This window comes from Pseudomonas fluorescens (assembly GCF_019212185.1).
In the GTDB taxonomy this organism is placed as follows: Bacteria; Pseudomonadota; Gammaproteobacteria; order Pseudomonadales; family Pseudomonadaceae; genus Aquipseudomonas.
This window is the reverse complement of sequence record NZ_CP078138.1, coordinates 3589138-3614249: the sequence shown is the minus strand read 5'-3', so window position 1 is coordinate 3614249 and position 25112 is coordinate 3589138. Positions and strand designations below refer to the sequence as shown.

The 25112-nt window shown below is 63.3% G+C and carries 21 protein-coding genes; 16 read left to right on the top strand and 5 right to left on the bottom strand.

From position 1 onward, the window contains the following. Window positions 1–42: 42 nt before the first annotated feature. Window positions 43–1611 carry a GGDEF domain-containing protein gene (locus KW062_RS16190; RefSeq protein ID WP_105755462.1) on the top strand — a complete coding sequence of 523 codons (1569 nt, stop codon included), beginning with the start codon at window positions 43–45 and terminating at the stop codon, window positions 1609–1611. 8 nt (window positions 1612–1619) lie between these two features. Here the strand turns inward: KW062_RS16190 and KW062_RS16185 are convergent, their stop codons facing one another. Next, window positions 1620–2519, bottom strand: coding sequence for a bile acid:sodium symporter family protein (locus KW062_RS16185; protein ID WP_027618281.1), 900 nt, complete (start codon window positions 2517–2519; stop codon window positions 1620–1622). Window positions 2520–2836: 317 nt separating this feature from the next. Here KW062_RS16185 and KW062_RS16180 point away from each other — a divergent pair, with 317 nt between their 5' ends. Together KW062_RS16180 and KW062_RS16175 are read left to right on the top strand one after the other, a co-directional pair. After that, on the top strand, window positions 2837–4282 hold the full coding sequence (locus KW062_RS16180; protein ID WP_105755463.1) for a SulP family inorganic anion transporter: 1446 nt from the start codon (window positions 2837–2839) through the stop codon (window positions 4280–4282). 197 nt (window positions 4283–4479) lie between these two features. Continuing rightward, on the top strand, window positions 4480–5532 hold the full coding sequence (locus tag KW062_RS16175; protein WP_051550503.1) for an NAD-dependent epimerase/dehydratase family protein: 1053 nt from the start codon (window positions 4480–4482) through the stop codon (window positions 5530–5532). Here the strand turns inward: KW062_RS16175 and KW062_RS16170 are convergent. Both KW062_RS16170 and KW062_RS16165 read right to left on the bottom strand, forming a co-directional pair. Continuing rightward, window positions 5519–6556, bottom strand: coding sequence for an AraC family transcriptional regulator (locus tag KW062_RS16170; RefSeq protein WP_027618283.1), 1038 nt, complete (start codon window positions 6554–6556; stop codon window positions 5519–5521). The two genes, KW062_RS16175 and KW062_RS16170, sit on opposite strands and share 14 nt — an antisense overlap. A gap of 9 nt (window positions 6557–6565) precedes the next feature. Further along, complete coding sequence (locus KW062_RS16165; RefSeq protein WP_105755464.1) at window positions 6566–7480, bottom strand: GGDEF domain-containing protein; 915 nt, start codon at window positions 7478–7480, stop codon at window positions 6566–6568. Window positions 7481–7826: 346 nt separating this feature from the next. On the opposite strand from KW062_RS16165, the gene KW062_RS16160 reads away from it, so the two are divergent. The 5 genes from KW062_RS16160 to KW062_RS16140 all read left to right on the top strand — a co-directional run bounded on the left by KW062_RS16160 (window position 7827) and on the right by KW062_RS16140 (window position 14404). Further along, the gene (locus tag KW062_RS16160; RefSeq protein WP_105755465.1) at window positions 7827–10361 is read left to right on the top strand and encodes a TonB-dependent receptor; all 2535 of its coding nucleotides are present in this window, start codon (window positions 7827–7829) and stop codon (window positions 10359–10361) included. A 54-nt stretch (window positions 10362–10415) separates the two neighbouring features. Further along, complete coding sequence (locus tag KW062_RS16155; protein WP_256350790.1) at window positions 10416–12332, top strand: phytase; 1917 nt, start codon at window positions 10416–10418, stop codon at window positions 12330–12332. Window positions 12333–12429: 97 nt separating this feature from the next. Beyond that, on the top strand, window positions 12430–13140 hold the full coding sequence (gene tolQ / locus KW062_RS16150; RefSeq protein ID WP_105755467.1) for a protein TolQ: 711 nt from the start codon (window positions 12430–12432) through the stop codon (window positions 13138–13140). Window positions 13141–13154: 14 nt separating this feature from the next. Continuing rightward, window positions 13155–13601 carry a protein TolR gene (tolR, locus tag KW062_RS16145; protein ID WP_027618288.1) on the top strand — a complete coding sequence of 149 codons (447 nt, stop codon included), beginning with the start codon at window positions 13155–13157 and terminating at the stop codon, window positions 13599–13601. Then, window positions 13598–14404 carry an energy transducer TonB gene (locus KW062_RS16140; protein WP_027618289.1) on the top strand — a complete coding sequence of 269 codons (807 nt, stop codon included), beginning with the start codon at window positions 13598–13600 and terminating at the stop codon, window positions 14402–14404. The genes tolR and KW062_RS16140 overlap by 4 nt, the downstream gene beginning before the upstream one ends. Before the next feature lie 23 nt (window positions 14405–14427). On the opposite strand, the gene KW062_RS16135 is transcribed toward KW062_RS16140, so the two are convergent. Next, on the bottom strand, window positions 14428–15318 hold the full coding sequence (locus tag KW062_RS16135) for a LysR family transcriptional regulator (RefSeq protein WP_027618290.1): 891 nt from the start codon (window positions 15316–15318) through the stop codon (window positions 14428–14430). 159 nt (window positions 15319–15477) lie between these two features. On the opposite strand from KW062_RS16135, the gene KW062_RS16130 reads away from it, so the two are divergent. The 4 genes from KW062_RS16130 to KW062_RS16115 all read left to right on the top strand — a co-directional run bounded on the left by KW062_RS16130 (window position 15478) and on the right by KW062_RS16115 (window position 20709). Further along, complete coding sequence (locus KW062_RS16130) at window positions 15478–16560, top strand: 4-oxalomesaconate tautomerase (RefSeq protein WP_105755468.1); 1083 nt, start codon at window positions 15478–15480, stop codon at window positions 16558–16560. A gap of 41 nt (window positions 16561–16601) precedes the next feature. After that, window positions 16602–17936, top strand: coding sequence for a dicarboxylate/amino acid:cation symporter (locus KW062_RS16125; RefSeq protein ID WP_256350789.1), 1335 nt, complete (start codon window positions 16602–16604; stop codon window positions 17934–17936). A 122-nt stretch (window positions 17937–18058) separates the two neighbouring features. After that, window positions 18059–19363, top strand: a complete 1305-nt coding sequence (locus KW062_RS16120; RefSeq protein WP_027618292.1) for a CitMHS family transporter — start codon at window positions 18059–18061, stop codon at window positions 19361–19363. Window positions 19364–19455: 92 nt separating this feature from the next. Continuing rightward, window positions 19456–20709, top strand: coding sequence for an OprD family porin (locus KW062_RS16115; protein WP_105755469.1), 1254 nt, complete (start codon window positions 19456–19458; stop codon window positions 20707–20709). A gap of 50 nt (window positions 20710–20759) precedes the next feature. Here KW062_RS16115 and KW062_RS16110 read toward each other — a convergent pair whose 3' ends face one another. Beyond that, window positions 20760–22481: an amidase gene (locus KW062_RS16110; protein WP_105755470.1), complete on the bottom strand. Its 1722-nt coding sequence runs from the start codon at window positions 22479–22481 to the stop codon at window positions 20760–20762. 275 nt (window positions 22482–22756) lie between these two features. On the opposite strand from KW062_RS16110, the gene KW062_RS16105 reads away from it, so the two are divergent. The 4 genes from KW062_RS16105 (at window position 22757) to KW062_RS16090 (ending at window position 24832) form a co-directional block, all read left to right on the top strand. Beyond that, window positions 22757–23188, top strand: a complete 432-nt coding sequence (locus tag KW062_RS16105; RefSeq protein ID WP_105755471.1) for an HIT family protein — start codon at window positions 22757–22759, stop codon at window positions 23186–23188. A gap of 73 nt (window positions 23189–23261) precedes the next feature. Next, window positions 23262–23501 carry a ParD-like family protein gene (locus tag KW062_RS16100; protein WP_027618296.1) on the top strand — a complete coding sequence of 80 codons (240 nt, stop codon included), beginning with the start codon at window positions 23262–23264 and terminating at the stop codon, window positions 23499–23501. After that, window positions 23498–24289, top strand: a complete 792-nt coding sequence (map, locus tag KW062_RS16095; RefSeq protein ID WP_105755472.1) for a type I methionyl aminopeptidase — start codon at window positions 23498–23500, stop codon at window positions 24287–24289. Before KW062_RS16100 ends, map begins: the two co-directional genes overlap by 4 nt. A gap of 90 nt (window positions 24290–24379) precedes the next feature. Further along, on the top strand, window positions 24380–24832 hold the full coding sequence (locus tag KW062_RS16090) for a GNAT family N-acetyltransferase (protein WP_105755473.1): 453 nt from the start codon (window positions 24380–24382) through the stop codon (window positions 24830–24832). The last annotated feature ends 280 nt before the right edge of the window (window positions 24833–25112 follow it).

The window sequence follows — 25112 nt, the reverse complement described above, 5'->3', positions numbered from 1 at the left end:
GCAGGCTCTTGCCCCTGGCTCAGAAGGGGTGGTGTAAGCGGTATGCCAGACAGACTTTCAGGGAAGATAAACCTGCGCCGGTTGATCCTGCTGTTTGCCGTGGCGACGGCGCTGATTACCCTCATCAACAGTTTCTACGCCGCCTACCGGGTGCAGCGAACCGTGCTGGTGGAGAACGCGCTGGAGGCCAATCGGGCTTACGCGGCCAAGGTCGCCTCGAGTATTGGCGAGTACCTGCAGGCCTCGCAGCAGCAACTGGCGTACAGCGCGGTGATCCTCGGCCGGGACTTCGACAAGCCGGCGGTGCTGGATGCCGAGGTGCGTCGCCTGCGCGAACAGGACGCCGGTTTCACCAACATCGCCGTGGTCAACACCAGCGCCATGGTGCTGCGCGCCGCGCCGGACAGCCTGCAACTGGAACACACCACCCTCAACATCGAGGGCGTCCGTCGCGCCCTGCATGAGCGCCGGCCGCTGGTCAGCCGTGCTTATCATTCGTCTGCGGGAGAGTTGGTGGTGTTCATTTCCCAGCCGGTGCTCGACCCCTATGGGCGTTACCTGGGCTTTGTCGGCGGCGCCATCGATCTGCGCAAGGCCGGGGTGCTGCACACCCTGATCAGCAACCACTTCTATCGCGAGTCGACCCAGGCCTATGTGGTGGATAGCTCGCGGCGATTGATCTACCACCCCGATATGCATCGGGTTGGTGAAGTGATCGGCATGAATCCGGTGGTCGACGCGGTGATTCAGGGTCAGAGCGGGGCCATGGACGCGCTCAATTCCCAGGGCGTGGAGATGCTCGCCGGTTACGCCAGCGTGCCGATGGCCAACTGGGGCGTGATTTCCCAGCGACCGAAAGCACAGACGCTGGCGGCCCTCGATCAGTTGATGAGCCAGATGCTGCTGGGGGTCGCCCCCCTGAGCCTGATCGGCTTTCTTGGCATCTGGTGGGTTGCGACATTTATTACTCGTCCCCTCAAGCAACTGGCCGAGAGCGCCGGGCAAATGGATGCGCCGCACACCGCTGAGCGAATCAACGCGGTGCGCGCCTGGTACGTAGAGGCGCAATTGATCAAGCAGGCGCTGCTCAAGGGTTTTGGCCTGGTCCAGGAAAAGCTTGGTGGCCTGAGTCGCCAGGCGCAGACCGATCCCTTGACCGGGTTGCTGAATCGGCGAGCGATGGATCAGGCACTGGAGACGCTGGAGTCCACCCGGCAGTCTTTTTCAGTGATTGCACTGGATATCGACCACTTCAAGCAGGTCAATGACACCTATGGCCACGACGTCGGCGATGTGGCCTTGAGCGTGGTGGCGCAGTTGATGAAGGGCTGTTCGCGAGAGGTCGACCTGGCCTGTCGAGTCGGTGGTGAAGAGTTTCTATTGTTGTTGCCCGGGGCGCCTTTGAGCGTGGCAAGGGAGGTCGCGGAGCGCCTGCGGCTGTCAGTGGCGCAGACGCCGATCGAGACGGTGGGGCATCTGACCATTTCCCTCGGCGTCGCGGTATGGCCTGGCAATGGCGGCACAATAGCCGAGGCGCTGAAGCAGGCGGACGAGTTGATGTACCAGGCCAAGCAGCAGGGCCGCAATCGCAGCGTGGTGCAGCAGACGTAGAGGCGGGTTTAGCTCGCCAGTTCCCGTTCCTCACGGCGCAGTTGTTGCCCATGCACGCGGTTGACCCACCAGCCGAAGCCGGCGGCGGTGAAAAACATGATCAGGCTGTAGATGGCCGCCGGAATGGCCATGGTCGAGTTGTTCAGCAGGCTCGGGCTTAGGGCCAGGGCGATCGCCAGGGTGCCGTTGTGGATGCCAATCTCCATACCGATCGCCACCGCCTGGCGCCGGGGCAGGCGCAACAGCCTCGGGACGCCATAACCGACGGCCAGGCTCAGCAGATTGAACAGCAGCGCAGCCAGGCCGACGACGGGGGCGTACTCGACCACGGTCTGCCAGTCCTTGATGAAAGCCACAGTCACGGTGGCCACCAGGAACAGCGCCGAGACGATCTTCATCGGTTTTTCCATGCGTGCGGCGAAGGCTGGCGCCAGGTGACGCACCAGCATGCCCAGGGCCACCGGTATCAGAACAATGGCGAACACCTGCAGCACCTTGGCAAATTGCAGGGGAATGGCCTGGTCGGCGGACATGAAGTACAGCAACGACAGGTTCACCAGCAACGGCATGCTGAGGATCGCGATCATCGAGTTGACCGCCGTCAGCGTCACATTCAACGCCACGTCGCCGTGGGCCAGGTGGCTGTACAGGTTGGCCGTGGTGCCGCCGGGGGAGGCGGCCAGCAACATCAGGCCGACCGCCAGCACCGGTTCGAGCTGGAAGCCCTTGGCGATCAGGAAACAGAAGAACGGCAGCACCAGCAACTGGCAGACCAGCCCGATCAGCACCGGCTTGGGATACTTCACCACCCGCGCAAAGTCGGCCAGGGTCAACGACAGGCCCAAACCGAGCATGATGATGCCCAGGGCAATGGGCAGGAATGCGGTGAGCAGGGGCGTGGCGGTCATGAGCAGTCGACTCGAGGGGAGAGAGGCTCACAAAGGTGTAGCACGCAGGATGCCAGGCGCCGCCGACAGTTGTTACAAAATATCGCCGAGTTGCCCATTGAGCCCGACACAAACCTTGGAGCGAGCCCGCTCGCGATAGCGGTGTCACCGTCAGCGAAGATGTTGGATGTGCAGGCCTCATCGCGAGCAGGCTCGTTCCAAAGGCGGTGATTCACCCGTGCGACTGGCCCGGCGCACGGCAATTGCGTAACATTCGCCGCCTATTTTTGTCGCATCGCCCGTGACCGCATTCGCCGGTCCTTCATTTCAGGTAAGCCATGAAACTCAATCGTCTGCGCGCCGATGTCCTGGCCGGACTCACCACGTCTTTTGCCCTGATGCCCGAGTGCATCGCCTTCGCCCTGGTGGCCCACCTCAATCCGCTGATGGGACTCTACGGCGCCTTCATCATCTGTACCCTGACTGCTCTGTTCGGCGGTCGACCGGGCATGGTGTCCGGCGCCGCCGGTTCGATGGCGGTGGTGATCGTGGCGCTGGTGGTGCAGCACGGTGTGCAGTATTTGCTGGCCACGGTGCTGCTGGGCGGGCTGATCATGATGATCTTCGGCTTGCTGCGCCTGGGCAAACTGGTGCGCATGGTGCCGCATCCGGTGATGCTCGGCTTCGTCAATGGTCTGGCGATCGTCATTGCCCTGGCACAACTGGAGCATTTCAAGGATGGCGAGGCGTGGCTCAGCGGCAAGCCGTTGTACATGATGATCGGCCTGGTGGCGCTGACCATGGCGATTGTCTACGTGTTGCCGCGCCTGACCCGCGCCGTGCCGCCGGCGCTGGTGGCGATCCTCGGCGTTGGCCTGGGCGTGTACCTGCTGGGCCTGCCGACCCGCACCCTGGGGGACATGGCGCACATCGCCGGCGGCTTGCCGACCCTGGCCTGGCCCGACCTGCCGTGGACCCTGGAAACCCTGCAGATCATCGCGCCTTATGCCTTGGTGATGGCGATGGTGGGCTTGCTGGAAACCCTGCTGACCCTCAACCTGACCGACGAAATCACCGAGAGCCGTGGCTTCCCCGACCGTGAGTGCGTGGCGCTGGGCGCAGCCAATATGGTCTCCGGGGCCTTTGGTGGGATGGGCGGTTGCGCGATGATCGGCCAGACCGTGATCAACCTCAGCTCCGGTGGCCGTGGTCGGCTCAGTGGCGTGGTCGCTGGAGTAATGGTCCTGCTGTTTGTGCTGTTCCTCTCGCCGCTGATCGAGCGTATCCCGCTGGCGGCGCTGGTCGGGGTAATGTTCGTGGTGTCGCAGCAGACATTCGCCTGGGCCTCACTGCGGGTGCTGAACAAGGTGCCGCTGAACGATGTGTTGGTGATTATTGCGGTGACCCTGGTCACGGTGTTCACCGACCTCGCCGTCGCGGTGCTCTGTGGGGTGATCATTGCCGCGCTCAACTTCGCCTGGCAGCAGGCCCGGCAACTGTACGCCGACGGGCATATGGAGGCCGACGGCAGCAAACTCTACCGCGCCCACGGCACGCTGTTCTTTGCCTCGACCACGGCCTTTCTCAACCAGTTCGACACCGCTGGCGACCCGGCCCAGGTGACCCTCGACTGTCGTCACCTGAGCTTCGTCGATTACTCGGCCATCGCCGCCCTCGATACCCTGCGTGAACGCTACAGCAAGGCCGGCAAACACCTGCGGGTACTGCACCTTTCGGAGCGCTGCAAGAAACTGCTCAAGCGCGCGCGGGTGCATCACGACTGAGGGTGATGGCTGATCCATGCTTGAAAAAAAACCGACACCGGTAACAGGGCGTCGGTTTTTTCATTTTTGCGCTCGTTGTTCAAGCACAGTCGTCAAAAACGCTTTCGATCGGCATCTCGACGCGACCTTGACTCTCCCCCGTGGGGCCGGGTTTAACCTCGGCGCACTAACACGGATAGCGTTTTCTGCGAGGTGTCATGAGTCGATTATGTCTGGTGACGGGGGCCAATGGGCACTTGGGTAGTACCCTGGTCAGGGCGTTGTTGGCCCAGGGGTATCGGGTGCGCGCCGGCGTTCGTGATGTGGCCCATGCGCCGGCGTTGGACGGGCTGGACTGCGAGCGGGTGTACGTTGAGTTGCTCGATGAAGGCACCTTGTTCGACGCGCTGCTTGGGGTCGATGTGTTGTATCAGGTGGCGGCGGTGTTTCGGCATTGGGCGAAAAATCCGCAGGCCGAGATCATCCAGCCGAATGTCCAGGGCACCCGTCGAGTGCTGCGGGCAGCGGCGCGCGCCGGGGTTCGGCGGGTGGTGTATGTCAGTTCCGTGGCGGCGGTAGGGCACAACGGTCAGCCGCTCGATGAGCAGCACTGGAACGACGAGCAGGAGAATGCCTATTACCGCTCGAAGATTCTCGCCGAACGCGCCGCCTGGGAGATGGCTCGGGCTTTGGATTTGTCGATGGTGGTGGTGTTGCCTTCGGCGATGATTGGACCGAACGCCGCGCGCCTGACCGACAGCATGGGTTTTATCGAGTCGATTCGGCGGCGCCAGGTGCCGCTGGATCCGGGCTTTCATTTCAATTTTGTGGATGTGCGCGATGTGGCTGAGGGCATGATTCTCGCGGCGCAGAAAGGCCGATCCGGGCAGCGTTATATTCTGGCCAATGAGCGCAGTTCGTCGCTGGCGCAGATTATCGACGCGGCGAACGCGGTGGTCCCTGGTTATCGTTTGCCGCCGCCAGCACCCCGGTGGTTGTTGTGGGCGGTGGCCTTGGCGCAGGAGGGGTGGGCGCGGGTGAGTGGGCGGCCGGCGCAGATGGTACGCAGTCAGGTGCGGATGTTTCATGGGGTCGCGCAGGAGTATCGGATTGACAAGGCCCGCGATGAATTGGGTTTTGCACCGAGGGCGCCGGAGGAGGCGTTGCGGGGGGTGTTTGGGTATTTGGGGGAGCGGCAGCCTTCCGGCCAAGCGACATGCCCGCAGCATCACCCAGGGCACCACGAAGGCAGAGGTATCAACCGCCACTGAATAGCTGGCGAATCAGATTCGGTGTGCTGCCGGTCCAGCGCTTGAACGAACGCCGAAAATTCGCCGCATCGTTGAAGCTCAGGTAGGCCGCCACTTCGTCGTTGTTCAGGCCCTTGACCTGATACAGATAGAGCGCCACATGTTTGCGCACCAGGTCCACCTGCTGCTGAAAGCCCGTGTCGTGCTTGTGCAGTTTGCGCTTGAGGGTCGCTGGGCTCATGGCAAAGGCCTGGGCCGCTTGTTCGAGGCTGGGGGCCTGGCGGACGTGGGTTTGCAGGTAGCGGTAGAGGCAACCGAGAAAACTGGCGGCAAAGCCCAGTTGCTCGATCTGCTGCTGGGCTTGCTGGCGCGCGACCTGGCCGGCGGTGGCCGATGCACCGGGCCAGGGTTGCGCCAGGTATTCGCGGGGGATGCGCATCATGTCCAGCGGCCGCTGGAATTGCGTCTGCTCCCCCAGATGCACCCAGTACTGCTCGACATAGCGCGGCTCGGCAAAGCTCAGGCTGCATTCCCAGGGCAGGCGCTGGCCGCTCAGCCACTGACTCATGGCGACCAGCGAGGTCATGCTCGCTTCCAGCAGGAAACGCCATTGCTCGGCGGCGCCGCAGGTGTCCTGCCAGTAGAGGTAGGCGTGGTGCTCGTCGAGCAACAACTGCGGGGCTGCCAGCGGGCTGAGCAGGGCCTGTTGCTGGACCATCGTGTCGAGTGCCTGATGCAGGTTCTGCGCATGGCGCAAGGCATGGCTGGCGGGGCCGTAATGCCCGGGCAGCAGGCGCTGGCCAAACAGGAAGCTGCTGTCGTCGGCACCGAGCAGGCGCCGGCTGTTGCCGATCAACGAGAGAAATTGCTGGGGACTCAGGCGTGTCTGCCCGGCGAGGATGTCTTCGTGGAACAGCCCGGTGCCGCGCAGCAGGCGATGGCTGTCGATGTCCCGCGACAGTGCGAGGTCGATCAGGGTTGCCGGCTGGTAGTGCCCGGGGATGAAGCGGCTGTCGGTTTCGTACCAACGTGTTTTTACTGTCATGGGGCGGCCTCAGGCAGACTTGGCCAGCGGTTGCTTGGCCCGGGCCAGGGCCAGGTTAAGGCGCTTGAGCAGCTGTTCCGGCGACTCATCCATGGCCATCACCACTGCCGTGCTCGCCGCCAGGTGCAGGCGCTCGCCGTGTTGCCGGGTCTTGTGCGCCAAGCCCTGGACCGCTTGCTGCAACTCCAGCGCCAGCAGGCGCGCCTGGCTCTCGCCGGTGTTGGGCAGCAGCACCACGAAACGGTCACCGGCGAGGCGGCAGAGCAGGTCCTGGCGCCTCAGGTTGAGCAGCAGCAAGTGACTCAGGGCCTGCAACACCGCATCGCCTTCGGCATGCCCATAGGCCTGATTGATCGCGGCGAAGTGGTCCAGGTCCAGCACCATCAGTGACAGCGGTTGCTGCTGGGCGAGGCTTTCTTCCAGGCTGCTGGTCAACTGGCGCTTGAGGTAGTCGGCGCCCCCCAGCGGGGTCAGCTTGTCGAACAGCCGGTGCTCGCGAAACAGCCGCTCGCGTTTCTCCATCTGCGCGCTGATCGCCAGTTGTTCGCGGTGCCAGTGATAGATGCCCAGGGTCAGCAGGACCATGCCCACTGGCATCGGTCCGGACTCCAGCCAGTGGTCCCAGGTGATGCTGTCGGGCAGGCGGATAAACTCGTCGAGGCTGTCGATCCACCAGGAGAAAAAGATGCAACTCAGGCCCAGCGCCAGGTAGTTGGTGACCCGTCCGGCCGGTCGGCTTTTCAGCACCAGCCCCAGCCAGACCAGGGCCAGCAACGCCGAGCCGCCTTCGCCGACGATGTCCAGCCAGACCCATTCCTCGACACTTTTCAATTCGCCGCAGGCCAGGTGCAGCAGCAGGCCCAGGTTGGCCGCCAGCAGCAACAGCATGAGTTTCCAACGATGGGGTTTGAGCACTGAAAACATGGCCGTGATCCTTGGGCGAACAAACGATGCGCGCCAGCACAGCAGATCGATGTGACGGTTGGATGACAGGGCAGGGAGGTCAAATCGGCTCACCGTGCCATGGCGAATTTCGTCGTCGGCGCGGTCGGTCAGCGCGCGTGGCACATGCAGACGTACTCTCGCCGGTCACCGGTGTTCACGAACACAGGTCAAATCAGCTCAATCAGCCCCTCGATCCCCGGCAAAACCCCGGTTTACAGCACTCGCCAGCCAAGCCTGTCACAGAACCGTCATTCGCCACCCCTAGCTTGCCCTCCCAGTTGCCGGGCCTCTTGCCTGGCGTCATCGGACTCTTGGGGGGACCACCATGTACCAGCGCAGCAGCCACCGCCATCGCGGCACCGCCGGGCTCGTCAGCTTTACCCTGACCGCCCTGGCCCTGGCGATTGCCAGCGAGCGCCTGCAGGCCGCCGGCCAGACCGAACACGTCGATGTGGTGGGGCAGGCCGCGAGCATCAGCCAGGCACTCAAGGAGCAACGCGCCTCCGACAGCATCGAGAGCGTGGTGCACGCCGACGGCATGGCGCAGTTGCCCGATGAGAACGTCGCCGAAGCGGCCCAGCGCTTGCCGGGGATCAGCATCGAGCGCGATCAGGGCGAGGGCCGTTTTGTCAGCGTGCGCGGCCTGGGGCCGGACCTCAACAGCGTGACCATCAACGGCACCCTGGTGCCGTCGCCGGAAAGCGAGCGCCGCGCGGTGGCCCTCGATGTATTGCCCTCGGAGCTGGTGCAATCGCTGTCGGTGATCAAGACCCTGACCCCGGACATGGACGCCAACTCCCTCGGTGGCACGGTCGACGTCAAAAGCCTCTCCGCCTTCGACCATCAAGGCTTGTTCTACACCGGCAGCAGCGAGGCCAGCTACGACAAGAACACCCGCCAGACCAGCCCGAAATTCTCCGGGGCGGTCAGCGATCGTTTCAGCCTGGGCGACGGCATCGATAACTTTGGCGTGGCTGCGGCACTGAGCTGGCAGAAGCGCGACTTCGGTTCGGATAACGTCGAGACCGGTGGCGCCTGGGATTTCGAAGGGGGGCCACGGCTGCAGGAGTTCGAGCAACGCGACTACGACATCCGCCGCGAACGCAGCGGCGGCGGCCTGAACTTCGATTACAAGCCCGACGACCTGAGCAGCTACTACCTGCGCACCCTGTACAGCCGCTACAAGGACAGCGAGACGCGCAACTCCACCAGCATCGAGTTCGCCGACCCGCTGGCGGCCGGTGAACTGGGCGATGCCGAAACCAAGCGCAAGCTCAAGCAGCGCGAGGAAACCCAGGAGATCCAGTCGTATGTGTTCGGCGGCGAACGCACCCTCGGGCTGTGGACCCTCAGCGGCCAGACCGGCTACAGCCGCTCCAGCGAAGACAGTCCGGGGCACATCGCCAATGCCGCCTTCGACGCCGCCGACGACTTCACCGACAGTGGTTTCTACGACCGCGACAAGCCCCGGCCGATCATTGGCCAAGGCTTCTACGACCCGAGCAACTTCAGCCTGGACAAGGTCGACTGGGAAAAACAGAAGACCACCGACACCGAGAAGAACCTGCGCCTGGACCTGGCCCGTGAATACGACTTCAACGGCTACGCCTCGCAGTTCAAGTTCGGCGGCAAGCTCAGCCGGCGGGACAAGGACAACGACCTTGACGCCTGGGTCTACGAGGATTTCGCCGACCTCGGGTTCAGCGATGAACAGCTCAATCTCAACCAATTGCGCAAGGGCAAGGTCGACTACCGCCTCGGTAATTTCGGCCCGGGCATCAGCGGCAGTGGCATCGAGCAGTTGATTGGCAGCCTCGACCGTGCGGACTTTTACGACGAGACCGAATCGCGGGTCAACGACTTCAAAATGAGCGAGGACATCAACGCCGGCTACCTGATGAACACCCTCGACCTCGACGACTGGCGCTTTATCGTCGGCATGCGCTACGAGGGCACCGAGTTCGAGGCCAAGGGCACCGGGGTCGACGATGGCGAGTTCAGCGCCACTGACACCCAACGTGATTATCACCACTGGTTGCCGGGGCTGCATGCGCGCTATCAACTGGACAAGAACACCCAGGTGCGCGCGGCGTGGACCAAGTCGGTGGTGCGCCCGACCTTCGGCCAACTGGCGCCGGGCTTTGTCATCGAGGATGACGAGGCGACCTTCGGCAACCCCAATCTGAAGCCGTTGGAGTCGAGCAACCTCGACCTTGGCATCGAGCACTACATGGGGCGTGCGGGCACGGTGTCGGCGTTCGTGTTCTACAAGGACATCCAGAACTTCGTCTACAACACCGACCTCGCCGGCACCGGGGCCTGGGTCAATTTCTCCGAGGCCCACACCTTCACCAATGGCGACAGCGCCAAGTTATACGGCCTGGAATTGGCTTACTCGCAGAAATTCGACTGGCTGCCGGCACCGTGGAATGGCCTGCTGCTGGGGGCCAACGCCACCTTCAGCCGCTCTGACGCCGAGATCGAAGGCTTTGACGCTGCCAGCGGACGCAACCTCAAACGCAGCATCGACTTGCCGAGCCAGTCCGACACCGTCGGCAACCTGATGCTCGGCTGGGAGAACGACAAGCTCAGCCTGCGTTTGTCGGCCAACTACAAGTCCGACTATTTGTATGAGCTGGCGGCGATCAACGACGCCGCCCACGACCTGCACGTCGACTCGCAGACCTTTGTCGACTTCAGCGCCAACTACGCCCTGACCAAGAACCTGCAGCTGAATTTCGAGGCGCAGAACCTCACTGACGAGTCGTACTTCGTCTACACCGGCCACCGCCCCTACAACGCCCAGTACGAAGAATACGGCCCGACCTTCAAGCTCGGCCTGACCTTTACCCACTTCTAAGCCATGGGCCGCCGCGCGTTGCCCCGATGCCTGCACGACAAAGGATTTGCCCCGTTGAAGACTCTTTCGTTAATACCCAAGCGCGGCCTGCTCGCCGCATTGATCGGCCTCACTGTGGGTCAGGCGCTGGCCGCCGCCCCGAGCCTGAGCCTGAAACCCTGGGCGCCGAACCTCAAGCTCGAGGCCGCGAGCTTTGTGCCGGGCCTGGCCGGTGCGGAGCGCCTTGCGATCAGCGCCGGCGACGGCTTGCTGTTGCTCGACGGCCAGGGCCAGACGCTGGCCAAATTGCCCGGCAACTTCAGTACCCTGGACAGTCGCGCCGCCGGCCAGCAAGTGTTGGTGGCCAGCCTCGACAGCCAGCGCCAGCAGGCGGTGCTGGTCAGCCTCGATCCGCAGGCGCGCAGTTGGGGCAAGCCGCTGTACCTGCCGCAGCGGGATTTCCCGGTCAACGGCGTGTGCCTGTACCGCGACGAGGCGAGTAACGTGTTCCTGTTCCTGGTGGGCGAGGAGGGCAAGGGCGAGCAGTGGCTGCTGGGCAATGGCGCGCAGTTGAACCCGCAGGCGCAACGGGTGCGCGGCCTGCCGTTGCCGCCGTCGGCGCAGTTCTGTCAGGTCGACGACGGCGCCGGGCAACTGCTGGTCAATGAAGAAAATGTCGGGTGGTGGGCTTATCCAGCCCAGGCTGAAGCCGATGTGCTGCGCCTGCCAGTTGCGCTGAGCCAACCCTTTGGTGACCTGGCCGAGCAAGCCGGTGCCATGGCGCTGGTGCCCGGTGGGGTGCTGGGCCTCGACCCCAAGGCCGCGCAACTGCACCTGTATCAGCAACAGGACGACGCCTGGAAAGCGCAGCCTGCCATCGCCCTCAGCGGTTTGAAGGAACCGGAAAACCTCGCCGTCCGTGCCACTGCCAACGGCTTGCAGTTGCTGGTGCGCGACGATGAGGACGGGCGCCTGTATCAGGGCGAACTGAACTGGCAACCCCAGCCGGTGCCCCTGGCCCCGGTGCTGCCGAATGTCGCGGCCCTGGTACAGAGCGAACCGGTAGGGCGTCAGGGCGATGCCGCGGACGATCCGGCGATCTGGATTCATCCGCAGCAACCGGACCTCAGCCGGGTGCTTGGGACCAACAAGAAACAAGGCCTGCTGGCTTACGACCTGCAAGGCAAGCTGCTCCAGGAGCTGCCAGTGGGTCGTCTGAATAACGTCGATGTGCGGCCCAACTTCAAGCTCGGCGCGCAGACGGTAGACCTCGCGGTGGCGAGCAATCGCGATCACAACAGCCTCAGCCTGTTCAGCATCGACCGCAGCAGTGGCGAGCTGCGCGAGGCCGGAGAGATTCCGACCCCGCTCAAGGAAATCTACGGCATCTGTCTGTTCCAGCCGGCCAGCGGCGAGATCTACGCAATTGCCAACGGCAAGGACGGCAGCTTCCTGCAGTACCGCCTGAGTGCGCCAAACGGTGCGGTGCAGGGCGAGTTGGTGCGCCAGTTCAAGGTCGACAGCCAGCCGGAAGGTTGCGTCGCCGACGATCAGCGCCAACGCCTGTTTATCGGCGAGGAGGATGTCGGCGTGTGGGCAGTGGACGCCCGCGCCGATCAGCCGGCGCAGTTGAGCAGCGTGATCAAGGTCGGGCTGCAGTTGCATGCCGATGTCGAGGGCCTGGCGTTGTACCAGAGCAGCGGCCAGGACTACCTGGTGATCTCCAGCCAGGGCAACGACAGCTATCTGGTGCTGGATGCCGAACCGCCGTTCGCCGCTCGCGGTGCGTTCCGGGTCGGCCTGAATGCCGCCGCCGGGATCGATGGTGCCTCGGAGACCGACGGCCTGGAAGTCACCTCGGTCAACCTCGGCGGTGCCTGGAGCCACGGCATGCTGGTGGTCCAGGACGGTCGCAAGCGCATGCCCGAGCAAACCCAGAACTTCAAGTTCGTGCCCTGGGCCGAGGTCACCCGGGCGCTGAAGCTGCCCTGATCGCGGCCGTCATCATCCTGTCATTTGTATTTCATCGAATAGCCCTTCGGCCGTTGCACAGCAGCGGCGCGAGGGACGCCCAACAAGGAGTTTCACCATGCAGGCCACACTCGAACACATGACCGTCTGGGGCTTGATCAGCGACGCCAGTCTGCTGGTCAAAGCCGTCATGCTCACCTTGCTGCTGGCCTCGTTGCTCAGTTGGTACCTGATCCTGGTGCGCAGCGGCGTGTTGAAGCGCCGCGAGCGTCGCCTCGACGGCTTCCTCCAGCGCTTTCGCGGCGCTGCGGACCTCGCACCGCTGTACCGCGAAAGCACGCAGAACACGGATGCCGATGCCGGTATCGAGCCGATCTTCCAGGCCGGACTCCAGGAGTTCAATCACTTGCGCCAAGCCACCGGCGGCAGTGCCGAGGCGGTACAGCAAGGGGTGGAGCGGGCGCTTTACGTGGCCATTAGCGAGCAGGAAATCCAGTTGGAAAAAGGTCTGCAATTTCTCGCCACTGTGGGCTCGGTGAGCCCTTACATCGGCCTGTTCGGCACCGTCTGGGGGATCATGAATTCGTTCCTCGGCCTGTCCCAGGTGCAACAGGCAACCCTGTCCACCGTCGCCCCGGGGATCGCCGAAGCGTTGATCGCCACGGCCATCGGCCTGTTCGCGGCGATTCCGGCGGTGATTGCCTACAACCGCTTTTCGGCACGCAGCCAGACCTTGCTCACCCGTTACTACGCCTTTGCCAATGAGCTGCAGGTGCGCCTGCACCGCACGTTGCACGGCAGCGCCTTGAACCTGGCCACGGCCGCCTGAGCAGGAGAACGCAGATGTTAGTCAGGCCGCAACGCAAACACGGGCCAAAGGCCGAAATGAACGTGGTGCCTTACATCGACGTGATGCTGGTGCTGCTGGTGATCTTTATGGTCACCGCGCCGATGCTCACCCAGGGAGTGAAGATCGAGTTGCCCAAGGTCGCCAGTGAAGCCCTGGCCACGGACAGCCAACAACAGATCCTGACCCTGTCGGTGAAGGCCGAGGGTGGCTATTACTGGAACCTCGGCGGCGAACTCGACACCCAGCACCAGACCGACAGCGCGGTGACTCTGGAAGAAATGCGCGGCAAGATCGCCCAGGTGGTCAGTGCGCGCAGCGACACTCAGGTCTACATCCGCGCCGACCAGGACGCCGGCTACGGCAGCGTGGTGGCGGCCATGGCGGCGCTGCAACAGGGTGGGGTGAGCAATCTCGGACTGGTGACCGAGGCGCCACAATGACCAGCATGATTCTGTCGTCCCCGAGCCTGAATCTGCGGCCTTGCGTGCCCGCGCAGTTCCGGCGCAACAGCCTGGCGGCCGGCCTGGCGCTGGCGCTGCACGGCGGTGTACTGGCGGTGCTGATGCACACCTGGTCGGTCAGCCCGCCAACGCCCGCCGCGCCTGCGGTGTTGCACACCCAACTGGTGATGCTGGCGCCGTCACCCGTACCGACACCGCCGGTGGCCGAACCGGTACTGGCGGAACCGGTGCCAGCGCCAGCGGTTGTCGCGCAGCCGGAACCGGTCAAGCCGCGCGTCGATCCACAGGTCCAGGCGCAGAAACTCGAACAGGCGGCCCTGGCGCGCAAGCGGGTCGAGGAGAAAAAACGCGAGCAACAGCTGGAGCAACAACGCCAGCGAGAGGTACAGGACCAGCGCCAGCGCGACGCCGAGCAACAGCAACTGGCCCAACAGCAGGCTCAGCAGCAGGCACAGCGCGCCGAACAGGCTCGTGCGGCAGCCGAGCGCTCACGCCAGCAAGCGTTGGCGGACAGTCGCCAATACCTGCCGTTGAGCAAGCAGGCGCCGGACTATCCGCAGCGCGCCCTGGACAAAAACCTCGAGGGCGACTGTTCGGTGGAGTACACCGTCAATCCCCAGGGCAAGGTGGAAAACCCCAAGGTGCTGGACGGTTGCCATCCGCTGTTCATCCGCCCGTCACTGGCGGCGGCCAACACCTTCCGCTACCAGCCACGGATCATCGACGGTCAGGCGGTGGCCGTGCCGGCGGTGCGTAATACCTTTCACTATCGGATCAAGTGAGGGCAGGGCAGCACGTGACGGCGTCACTGCGGCCACTGTTCCAGCAGGATCGATACGAATTTTTCGGCAGCCGGAGACAGCGAAGCACCACGGCGGTAGACCAGTCCGAGTGAGCGATTGACCACCGGTTCGATCAACGGAACGCTGACCAGGGTCGGGTGATCCACCGTCGGCATCGCCAGGCTGGGCATCGCCGAAACGCCGAGACCAGCCTCCACCAGACCCAGCGACGTCGACAAGTGCTGCACCTCGTAGAACCACTGCGGACGCCAGCTCAAGCCGGACAGGGCGTGGTCGAGCAACATGCGGTTGCCGCTCAGGCGACCGACCCCGATCAACCGGTAATCGCTGAGTTCCGACCAGGTCACCGCACTGCGCCCGGCCAACTCGTGATCGCGCCGGCAGGCGAGGACGAAGGGTTCGTTGACCAGGGGCACGAATTCGATGTCCGGGTGCTGTCCGCTCATCATGTTGATGCCGAAATCGGCTTCGCCCCGCAGCACCGCTTCCAGGCCTTCATTGGCGCTGAGGTCGAGCAGACGGATGCGGATTTTCGGGTAGCGCTCGTTGTACAGGCGAATCACTGACGGCAGAAAGTAGAACGCCGCAGTGGGGATGCAGGCCAGTGTCACCCGGCCAATCTGGCGCTCGGCCAGTTCGCGGATATTCAAAATCGAATCGTCGAAGTCATCCAGCAGGCGCCGTGCCTTGGGCAGGAAATCCCGGCCAACGCTGGTCAGGCTGACCTTGCGTGTTGTGCGGTCGAGCAGGGCGGTGCCGAGGCCTTCTTCGAGCTTCTTGATGCGCCGGCTCAAGGCGGGTTGGGACAGGTGCAGTGCGTCAGCCGCTTCGTGAAAACTGCCCAGCTCGGCGATTTTTACGAAGGAACGGATATCTTGAAGTTCGTAATCCATGTGCAGTCATACCTGTAGGGCCTGATACGCCAGTCGGTTTAATTCATTCGTCAAACGCAATAATAGCTCTGATCTTTGCATTGGAAACACTTTTCAATCTTTGTCACTCTTGTGTCCAGAACATCAATTATCCCGATTGATCAACAAGAGTCAGAGTTCATGCAACAAATTCCTTGTGTGTTAATGCGCGGTGGTACCTCCAAGGGTCCGGTGTTTCTCGCATGGGATCTGCCAGTGGCCATTGCCGAACGTGACGAGCTGCTGCTGAACCTGATGGGGTCCGGCCACGAACTGGAGATCGACGGCATCGGCGGTGGCAGCCCGCAGACCAGCAAAGTGGCGATTGTCAGCCCGTCGCTGCACCCTGACGCCGACGTTGACTACCTGTTCGTCCAGGTCATGGTTTCCCAGCGCCGCGTCGACACCGCCCCCAACTGCGGCAACATGCTCTGTGCGGTCGGCCCATTCGCCATCGAGCAGGGCCTGGTCAAGGCCAAGGTCGGTACCACCCAGGTTCGCATCCGCAATCTCAATACGGGCACCCTGATTCACTCCGAAGTGCAGACCCCGCGGGGCAAGGTCAGCTATGACGGCGACACCGCCATCGACGGCGTACCTGGCACCGCCGCACCGGTGCAACTGACCTTCCTCGATGCGGTGGGCAGCAAGACCGGCAAGCTGTTCCCGACGGGGCAGCCGCAGAATCTGATCGACGGCATTGCCGTGACCTGCATCGACATGGCCATGCCAATGATGATTGTCGAGGCCGGCCAGTTGGGTAAACGCGGCGACGAAAGCCCGGCCGAGCTGGATGCCGATGGCGAATTTCTCCGTCGCCTGGAGTCCTTGCGCCTCAAGGCCGGGCTGGCCATGGGCCTGGGCGATGTGCGTGACAAGGTGATCCCCAAGCCGGTGCTGGTGTCCCCGGCCCGCAATGGCGGGACCCTCGAGGTGCGTTACTTCATGCCGCACAACTGCCACCGCGCCCTGGCCATCACCGGTTCGATCGGCCTGGCCACCGCCTGTGTCACTGAAGGCAGTGTGGTGGCGAAACTGCTGGGCGGGGTCAGTGAGCCCCGACTGGAACATGTACGAATTGAACACCCTGGCGGTGGGATTGATGTAGTTCTGTCCTACACCGGCGACAACGGCGACACTATCCGTGCCTCGGTCGTGCGGACTGCCCGCCGCTTGTTTTCCGGTTTCGTCTACGCCCGGTCCACACGTCGACGTGCTGGCTAGCCAGACGTCGCCTTGGTTGCCGCATCAGAACAATTCCAAAAATGGGTGATGCCATGAAAGTTGTAAAGTCGCTCTACTTCCAGATCATCTGCGCCGTGGTGCTGGGCGTGGTCGTCGGCCACTTCTGGGGGCAACAGGCGATCGCCTTGAAGCCGCTGGGTGATGCCTTCATCAAACTGATCAAGATGATGATCGCCCCGGTGGTGTTCTGCACCATCGTCACCGGGATCGCCGGCATGAGTGACAAACGCTCCCTGGGCCGCCTGTTGAGCAAGACCATGTTGCTGTTCCTCGGCCTGACCGTGGTCAGCCTGATCATCGGCCTGGTGGCGGTGTACGTGTTCAAGCCGGGGGCGGGAATGAATATCGACCCTTCGCAGTTGAGCACTCAGGGCCTGACGCAATACACCGACTCGGCGGCGAAGCTGGGGGTGGTCGAGTTCTTCATGCACATCATCCCCGACACCTTTATCGGCGCCTTTAATAAAGGCGAAGTGTTGCCGGTGCTGTTTATCGCGGTGCTCTGCGGTTTCGCCCTGTCGTCCCTGGGCGAGCGCGGCAAGCCGGTGCTGGACGTGCTGGAAGCGGCCTCGCACATGGTCTTCAAGATTTTCTCCTACCTGATGCGCTTCGCCCCGATCGGAGCCTTCGGTGCCCTGGCATTTACTGTGGGGCAGTACGGGATCACCTCGCTGGGCTCGTTGGCCAAGCTGATCATGACCCTGTACATCGCTTGCGCGTTCTTCGTCTTCGTGGTGCTGGGCGGTATTTGCCGCGCCCACGGCTTCAGCCTGTGGAAGCTGTTGCGCTACCTGCGCGAAGAATTCCTGGTGGTGCTGGGGACCTCGTCCACCGAGCCGGTGATGCCGCGCATGCTGGAAAAACTCCAGGCGCTGGGCTGCAAGAAGGGCGTGGTCGGGCTGGTGCTGCCGACGGGCTACTCGTTCAACCTCGACGGCACGGCGATCTACCTGTCGCTGGCGGCCATCTTCATTGCCCAGGCCTGCAACATCGACCTGACACTGGGGCAAACGGTGACCATGCTGGCGATCATGCTGTTGTCGTCCAAGGGCGCGGCGGGTGTCACTGGCAGTGGTTTCGTCGCCCTGGCCTCGACCCTCACGGTGATCCACGACATTCCCCTGGCCGGCCTGGCGCTGTTGATCGGCATCGATCGCTTCATGTCCGAAGCCCGCGCGCTGACCAGTCTGGCGAGCAATGCAGTGGCCACGGTGGTGATCTCCATCTCGGAAAAAGCCTGCGACCGTGAAGTCCTGCTGCGCACCCTCGAGGGGCATGCGCCGCTGGAAACACCCGTCAGTTCCACTTGGGATCAACTGCCCCACGACAAGGCGCCTCTCGCCGACAACCGCTGAACCCACCCCCCCGTTCTCGCTCACTCCCACCGCCCGGCACCCTGAAAGGTGCCGCCTGGCGGAGCGGGGAGCGTGTGCCTGAACGGCAGCCATTCTACTGATAACAACAAGAGAGAAAATCTATGCTCGCTTTCCTCGGACTGGCCATGGTGGTGGTTTTCACCTACCTGATAATGTCCAAGCGTCTGTCACCGATTGTCGCGCTGACGGTGGTGCCGATCGTTTTTGCCGTCATCGGTGGCTTTGGTGGGACCACCGGCAAAATGATGCTCGATGGCCTGAAAATGGTCGCGCCATCTGCCGCACTGCTGCTGTTTGCGATTCTGTTCTTCGGCCTGATGATCGATGCCGGGTTGTTTGACCCGCTGATCCGCAAGATCCTCAAACGCGTTAATGGCGACCCGATGAAAATCGCCATCGGCACCGCATTGTTGTCGCTGGTGGTGGCGCTCGATGGCGACGGCACTACGACGTACATGATTACCTGTGCGGCGATGCTGCCCCTGTACAAGCGCATCGGCATGAACCCGATGATCCTCGCGACCATCGCCATGTTGTCTTTGAGCATCATGAGTGGCATGACCCCATGGGGCGGGCCGGCAACCCGGGCAATCGCTGCCCTGGGCCTGGATGCCGGGGACTACTTCGTGCCCCTGCTGCCGACCATGATCGGTGGTGCGGCGTGGGTGGTGTTCACTGCGTTCCTGCTGGGGCGTGCCGAGCGCAAGCGCATTGGTAATATCCAACTGCAAAGCGGCGGTGGTGACTGCTATATCAAGGCGATTCTGGAAGACACCCCGCACAAACGGCCAAAACTGGCCTACATCAACCTGCTGCTGGTGATTGCCGTGATGGTGGCGCTGGTGATGGGCCTGGCGCACTCGGCGATCCTGTTCCTGATCGGTTTCGTCATCGCCCTGATGATCAACTACCCGCAACTGGACATCCAGAAGGAGCGCATTCTCGCTCACTCCGGCAATGCGATGACCGTGGTGCTGCTGGTGTTCGCCGCCGGGATCTTTGCCGGGATCTTCTCCGGCACCAAGATGGTTGACGCGCTGGCGCAGACCCTGGTGGACTGGATCCCGCCGTCCTGGGGCCATCTGTTCCCGCTGGTGGTGGCGATTACCAGCATGCCGCTGACCTTCGTGCTGTCCAACGATGCCTACTACTTTGGCGTGGTGCCGATCCTGGCCAACGCCGCGGCCGCCTACGGCATCGACCCGGTGGAAATCGCCCGGGCCTCGGTCCTTGGCCAACCGGTGCACTTGATGAGCCCGCTGGTGGCCTCGACCCTGCTGTTGGTGGGGATGGTCGACCGCGACATCGGTGACTTCCAGAAGGCCACCGTCAAATGGGCGGTGCTCACCTCCCTGGTGGTGACCGCGCTGGCGCTGCTGACCGGAGCCATCAGCCTCTTCTCCTGATCCACCCGACACCTGCTGCCGACATTGCACGCGCCTCGCCATCGAGGCGTGCGCCGACCTGCACTCTCAATAACAACAATGAGTGGTTTGATATGAGCAATTTGCTTTCCCGTGGCACTGTGTTTTCCCTGCTGGGCTTGCTGCCCTTGGCCAGCGCCAGTGCCGAAGGGTTCATCGACGACAGCAAGCTCAAGCTGCAATTGCGCAATGTCTACTTCAACGAAAACTTTCGCGACGAGCACGGCATGAGCGCTCGCGCGGCGCGCACCGCCAAGAGCGAGCGCACCGAGTGGGCCCAGGGCTTCCTGCTGGACTACCAGTCCGGCTTCACTCAGGGCACCGTCGGTTTTGGCGTGGATGCCCTGGGCCTGCTCGGCGTGCGGCTCGATTCCGGGCGCGGGCGCAGTGGTACCGGCTTGCTCCCGGTTGACAGCGATGGTCGCGCCGCCAGTGAGTTCTCCAGCGCTGGCGTCACCGCCAAGGCACGCCTGGCCAAGACCACGGTCAAGTACGGCACCTTGCTGCCCAAGACCCCGGTGCTGATCTACAACGATGCGCGGCTGCTGCCACAGACCTACGAGGGCGGACAGTTCACCAGTAATGACATCGCCAATCTGACGCTCACCGGCGGTTACCTGGATCGCTTCAAGCTGCGCGACTCGAGCAACAGTATGCCGATCGTGCCCGATGGCTACAGCGGTGATCAGTCAGGGGATTTCAGCTACGCCGGCGCCGATTACAAGCTGGGCAAGAACATTCGCCTGAGCTACTTCTACGGCGAACTGGAGAATTTCTACCGACAGAATTTCGCCGGTATCCAGCATGACTTGCTCTTGGGGCCGGGCGTCCTGACCAGCGACCTGCGCTACTTCAACAGTGCCGATTCGGGCGCTGCCCACGGCGGCAAGATCGATAACCAGATGCTCAGCGGCCTGCTCAGCTACGCCGTGCTGGGTCACACCGTCAGTGGCGGCTACCAGACCCTCAGCGGCGATGCCGGCCTGCCGTACATCAGTGGCGCGACCGTGTATTCCTTCAGTAACGTCGGCATCGGCAAGTTCATCGAAGAAGACGAAAAGACCTGGATGCTCGGCTACGGCTACGACTTTGCCCGACTGGGCGTACCCGGATTGACCTTTTCCACCCGTTACCTGAGTGGCAACGATGGCAAGTCCGACAGTACGGTCAAAGAATGGGAGCGCGATGCCGAGATCGCCTACGTGGTGCAGGACGGCACCTTCAAGGGGCTGGGGGTGAAAGTACGCAACTACGTGTATCGCTCGGACTTCGCCCGGGGACGTGATAGCAACCGGATCTATTTCACTTACGACATTGCGCTTTGGTAGGTGGCGGATGACCTTGCAAGGGCGCTGAGTGAGCGCCCTTGCAGTGCGGCTTACTTGACGTCGGACAACGCCGGCGTACGAGGCGGGATCAGGCGTTTGCTGCCAGTGGACTCGAAGGCCGCGGCGAACTGCAACAGTGCCGAGTCATCGTAGGCGCGACCGGCGAAGGTCAGGCCGACCGGCATGCCGATGTCCGCCATCACGCCCATCGGCACGCTGACGGTGGGCACGCCGAGGTGCCGGATCGCCAGGTTGCCGTTGGCTACCCAGACCCCATTGCTCCAGGCGATGTCCGCTGCCGCTGGATCGATATCGGCATTGGCCGGTGCGACGTCGGCAACGGTGGGGAACAGCACGGCGTCGAGGCCGAGGCGGTCCATCCATTCCTCCAGGTCGATACGTCGCGTCTGTTCCAGACCACGCAGGCCGTCCGGCACGCTGCTGATCTGGTCCCATGGGGTGATGCCGCGCTCGGCCATGCGCACGTATTCGTCCATGCCGGCCACCAGGTCGCCTTCGCGGTTGGGCAAGGTGCCCGGGTCGTGGGGGAAGATCAGTGCGCCGTCGACGTCCACCAGGCGGTTCAGTGCTGGATCGCCGTTGGCCTGGAGGAAATCGTCGAAGGCCCAGGCGGTTAGGTCCCACAGTTCGTGGTGGAGGAAGTCCTTGGTCACCAGGCCACGGGTGAACACGGTCGGCGCGCCGGGGCGATCGCCTTCGCAGTTGGACACCAGCGGGAAATCCACTTCGATGACTTCGGCGCCAGCGGCTTCGAGGGCCTGGCGTGCGTCCTTCCACAGATCGATCACCGAGTCGCGGGTGACGATGCGCTGGCCGGTCGGACCGCCGATGCCCGGGGCCTCGCTGGTGCCGGCGTCAGGGTCGGCATTGATGTACATGCGCGGCACACCGAAACGCTTGCCCGCCAATGCGGCGGTGTCATTCGCCAGCGCGGCGTAGGAGGCCGGGCGCACCGCATCGACATCCGGGATCGGCACCCAGGGTTGCAGGCGCCAGAGGTCGCCGCGTTTGTCGGGGTCGGGGGCGACCACCACATCGAGGACTTCCAGCAGATCGGCCATGGTCCGGGCGAAGGGCACGACCACGTCCATGGTCGGGGTCAGCGGCCAGTTGCCGCGTACCGAGATCACCCCGCGCGATGGGGTGTAGGCGCACAGGCCATTGTTCGAGGCCGGTCCACGACCGCTCGACCAGGTTTCCTCGGCCAGGCCGAACGCGGCAAAGCTGGCGGCGGTGGCGGTGCCGGCACCATTGGAGGAACCGGAAGCGAAGGGCGCGGTGAGGTAGGCGGCGTTATACGGGCTTTCGGCGCGACCGTAGACCCCACGCTGCATGCCGCCGTTGGCCATCGGCGGCATGTTGGTCTTGCCCAGGCAGATCGCCCCGCCGGCCCGCAGACGCTCGACGGTGAAGGCATCGCGCTGGGCGACGAGTTTGACGAACGCCGGGCTGCCGGACGCGGCGGTGAGGCCCTTGACCAGATAGCTGTCCTTGGCGGTGTAGGGGATCCCGTCCAGCGGCCCGAGGGTCTGGCCCTTGGCGCGACGGTCATCACTGGCCCGTGCTTCGGCCAGCGCCTCGGGGTTGGCCACCACCAGCGCGTTCAAGGCGGTAGGGGTATCGGCGCCATCGTAGGCATTGATCCGCGCAAGATAAGCCTCCACCAGCTCGACCGCCGTGGTCGCCCCGGACTCGAGCGCCGCACGCAGTTGCGCGATGGAAACCTCGGTGACCTCAAAATGCTTTTTCATATCGGTTCTCGTTGCACTGTAATACCCGACAGGGTTCGGGCTCGCACCCTGGGGGCTGTATTTAACACCATGCGCACGGCAAAAGAAGCAGTGGGATGTGTTGGTGGGGCTGCGTACCCTCGGATGTTGGAGCCGGCTTGCCCGCGATTTGCAGCCCCGCAGTTTGCCTGAATCACCGCCATCGCCAGCAGGCTGGCGCCACTCACGATATCATCGACGCTTTCGACGGACACAGGGGTGGCAACCGACTGCCCATCCAACCTCAAGGAAGAACCATGTCGCTGATTTCGCAACGCGTAGCACTCGCCCGCAAGGGTGCCAACGATAAAGTCATCTGCAAAATGGCCTCTGGCTGGGCGGTCATGGGCGATGTGCAGTTTCTGCCCGGCTACTGCCTGCTGCTGCCCGATCCGGTGGTGCCCAGCCTCAACGACCTGGATGCCGACGCCCGATCCCTCTACCTGCTGGACATGGCGCGCCTCGGCGATGCGGTGTTGCAGGCCACCGATGCGCTGCGCATGAATTACGAAATCCTCGGCAATTCCGAGCCGGAACTGCATTGTCATCTGTTTGCGCGCTACGCCTCGGAGCCGGAGGACAAGCGCAGGATGCCGGTGTGGTTCTATGACTGGAAAAACGCCACGCCTTACAGCGAGGACGTCCATGGCGCACTGCGCCGGGAAATTGCCCGATTGCTACAGGCCTGAGCGCCCGGTTTGCTGCATCACCCGTTTATCGATTAATATACGAAACGTATATATTTCATAGTAGGTAATTGCAGTGGGTATCGTGAAAATTTCCGAGGGCATGCACGAGAGTCTGCGACTCGCGAGCACGGCCCTGAACCGTTCGATCAATGCCCAGGCTGAGCACTGGATGCGTATTGGCATGCTCACCGAGTTGCATCCCAATCTGGATCACCGCGACATCTGCCGCTTGCTGATTCGTGCCGAGCAGGATGGCGGGCTGGACTTGAGTCGGCTGTGTGCCGCGGACCTGGCGACGGGAGCACGGGCATGAGTGCGAAGGTTCCGTTGAACAGCCCGGCGCAGATCGCCCAGTCGCGTATCGCCGGGAAGCTGGCCGCCGAGGTGCTGGCGATGATCGCCCCGCACGTCAAGGCCGGGGTCACCACCGATCAGTTGGACAAGCTCTGCCACGACTACATCGTCAATGTGCAGCAAGCCATTCCCGGTAACGTCGGCTACCACGGCTTCCCGAAAACCATCTGCGCCTCGGTCAACGAGGTGGTCTGCCACGGCATTCCCTCGGGCAAGGCGCTGCGTGACGGCGATATCGTCAACATCGATATCGCGGTGGTCAAGGATGGTTGGTACGGCGACACCAGCCGCATGTACTTCGTCGGAGAACCCAGCGCCGAGGCCCGGCGCCTGGTGGACACCACCTACGAAGCGATGTGCGCCGGGATCCGCAGCGTACGTCCCGGTGCGACCCTGGGTGACATCGGCCATGCAATCCAGAGCGTGGCCCAGCGCGAAGGCTACAGCGTGGTGCGCGAGTACTGCGGGCATGGCATCGGCAAGGTTTATCACGATGAGCCGCAGGTTTTGCATTACGGTCAGCCGGGGCAGGGCATGAAGCTCAAGGCCGGGATGATCTTCACCATCGAACCGATGCTCAACGCCGGCAAGGCCCAAACCCGCACCCTGAGCGACCGCTGGACGGTGGTGACCCGTGATCAATCGCTGTCGGCGCAGTGGGAGCACATGGTGGCGGTGACGGCCGATGGCTTCGAGGTGTTGAGCCCCTGGCCGGATACGCCGATCGGATTTGCACCGATTGTGTGATCGCCGGGCTCGGCAGGAATAAAAGCCCGTGCTTGGGTGGCGGGCTTGGCTAGACTCCAGGGTCGAACCCTGACCTGAGCCGAGTTGCCCATGACCCTCAAGCTGCTACGTGCCGATGCCTCCAGCCTTGATCAAGTCGCCGACCTGTTCGACGCCTACCGCGGCTTCTACGGCCAGCCGGCGAACCTGCCTCAATCGCGGGCGTTCCTGGCCGAGCGCCTGGTCCGTGACGAATCGGTGATCTTCTATGCGCAGGATGAGTCCGGCCAGGCGCTGGGTTTGGTGCAACTGTACCCCAGCTTTTCCTCGATCGATGCCCACCGCACCTGGCTGCTCAGCGACCTGTTCACCGCCCCCCAGGCCCGCGGGCGAGGGGTAGGGACCTTGTTGATGAACGCCGCCCGGGAGTTCGCCCTGGCCACCGGGGCCAAGGGCTTGGTCCTGGAGACCGCCACGGACAACCACACCGCGCAACGCCTCTACGAGTCGCTGGGGTACGTCCGCGACCCGGGCTACTACACCTATTGCCTGGACCTGAAGTAACCCGGCTCGGTGCCTGCCCGGCCCTGTAAGAGCAAGGCTTGCCTCGCGACGGGGCCATCCCGGGTTGCCACAATCTATGGACAAGCCGCAAATCCTGTGGGAACGAGCTTGCTCGCGATGGTCGTCAACGTTGACGCGCACTGCCTGGATGAACTCGTCGCACTTGAGATCTTCGCGAGCAAGCCGCAAGCGGGCACTCGCTCCTACGGTGTCCGGGTCGCCACAGAACGAACACCACATCATCACTATCGCCAACAAGCTCCCACAGATGCTCCCCATT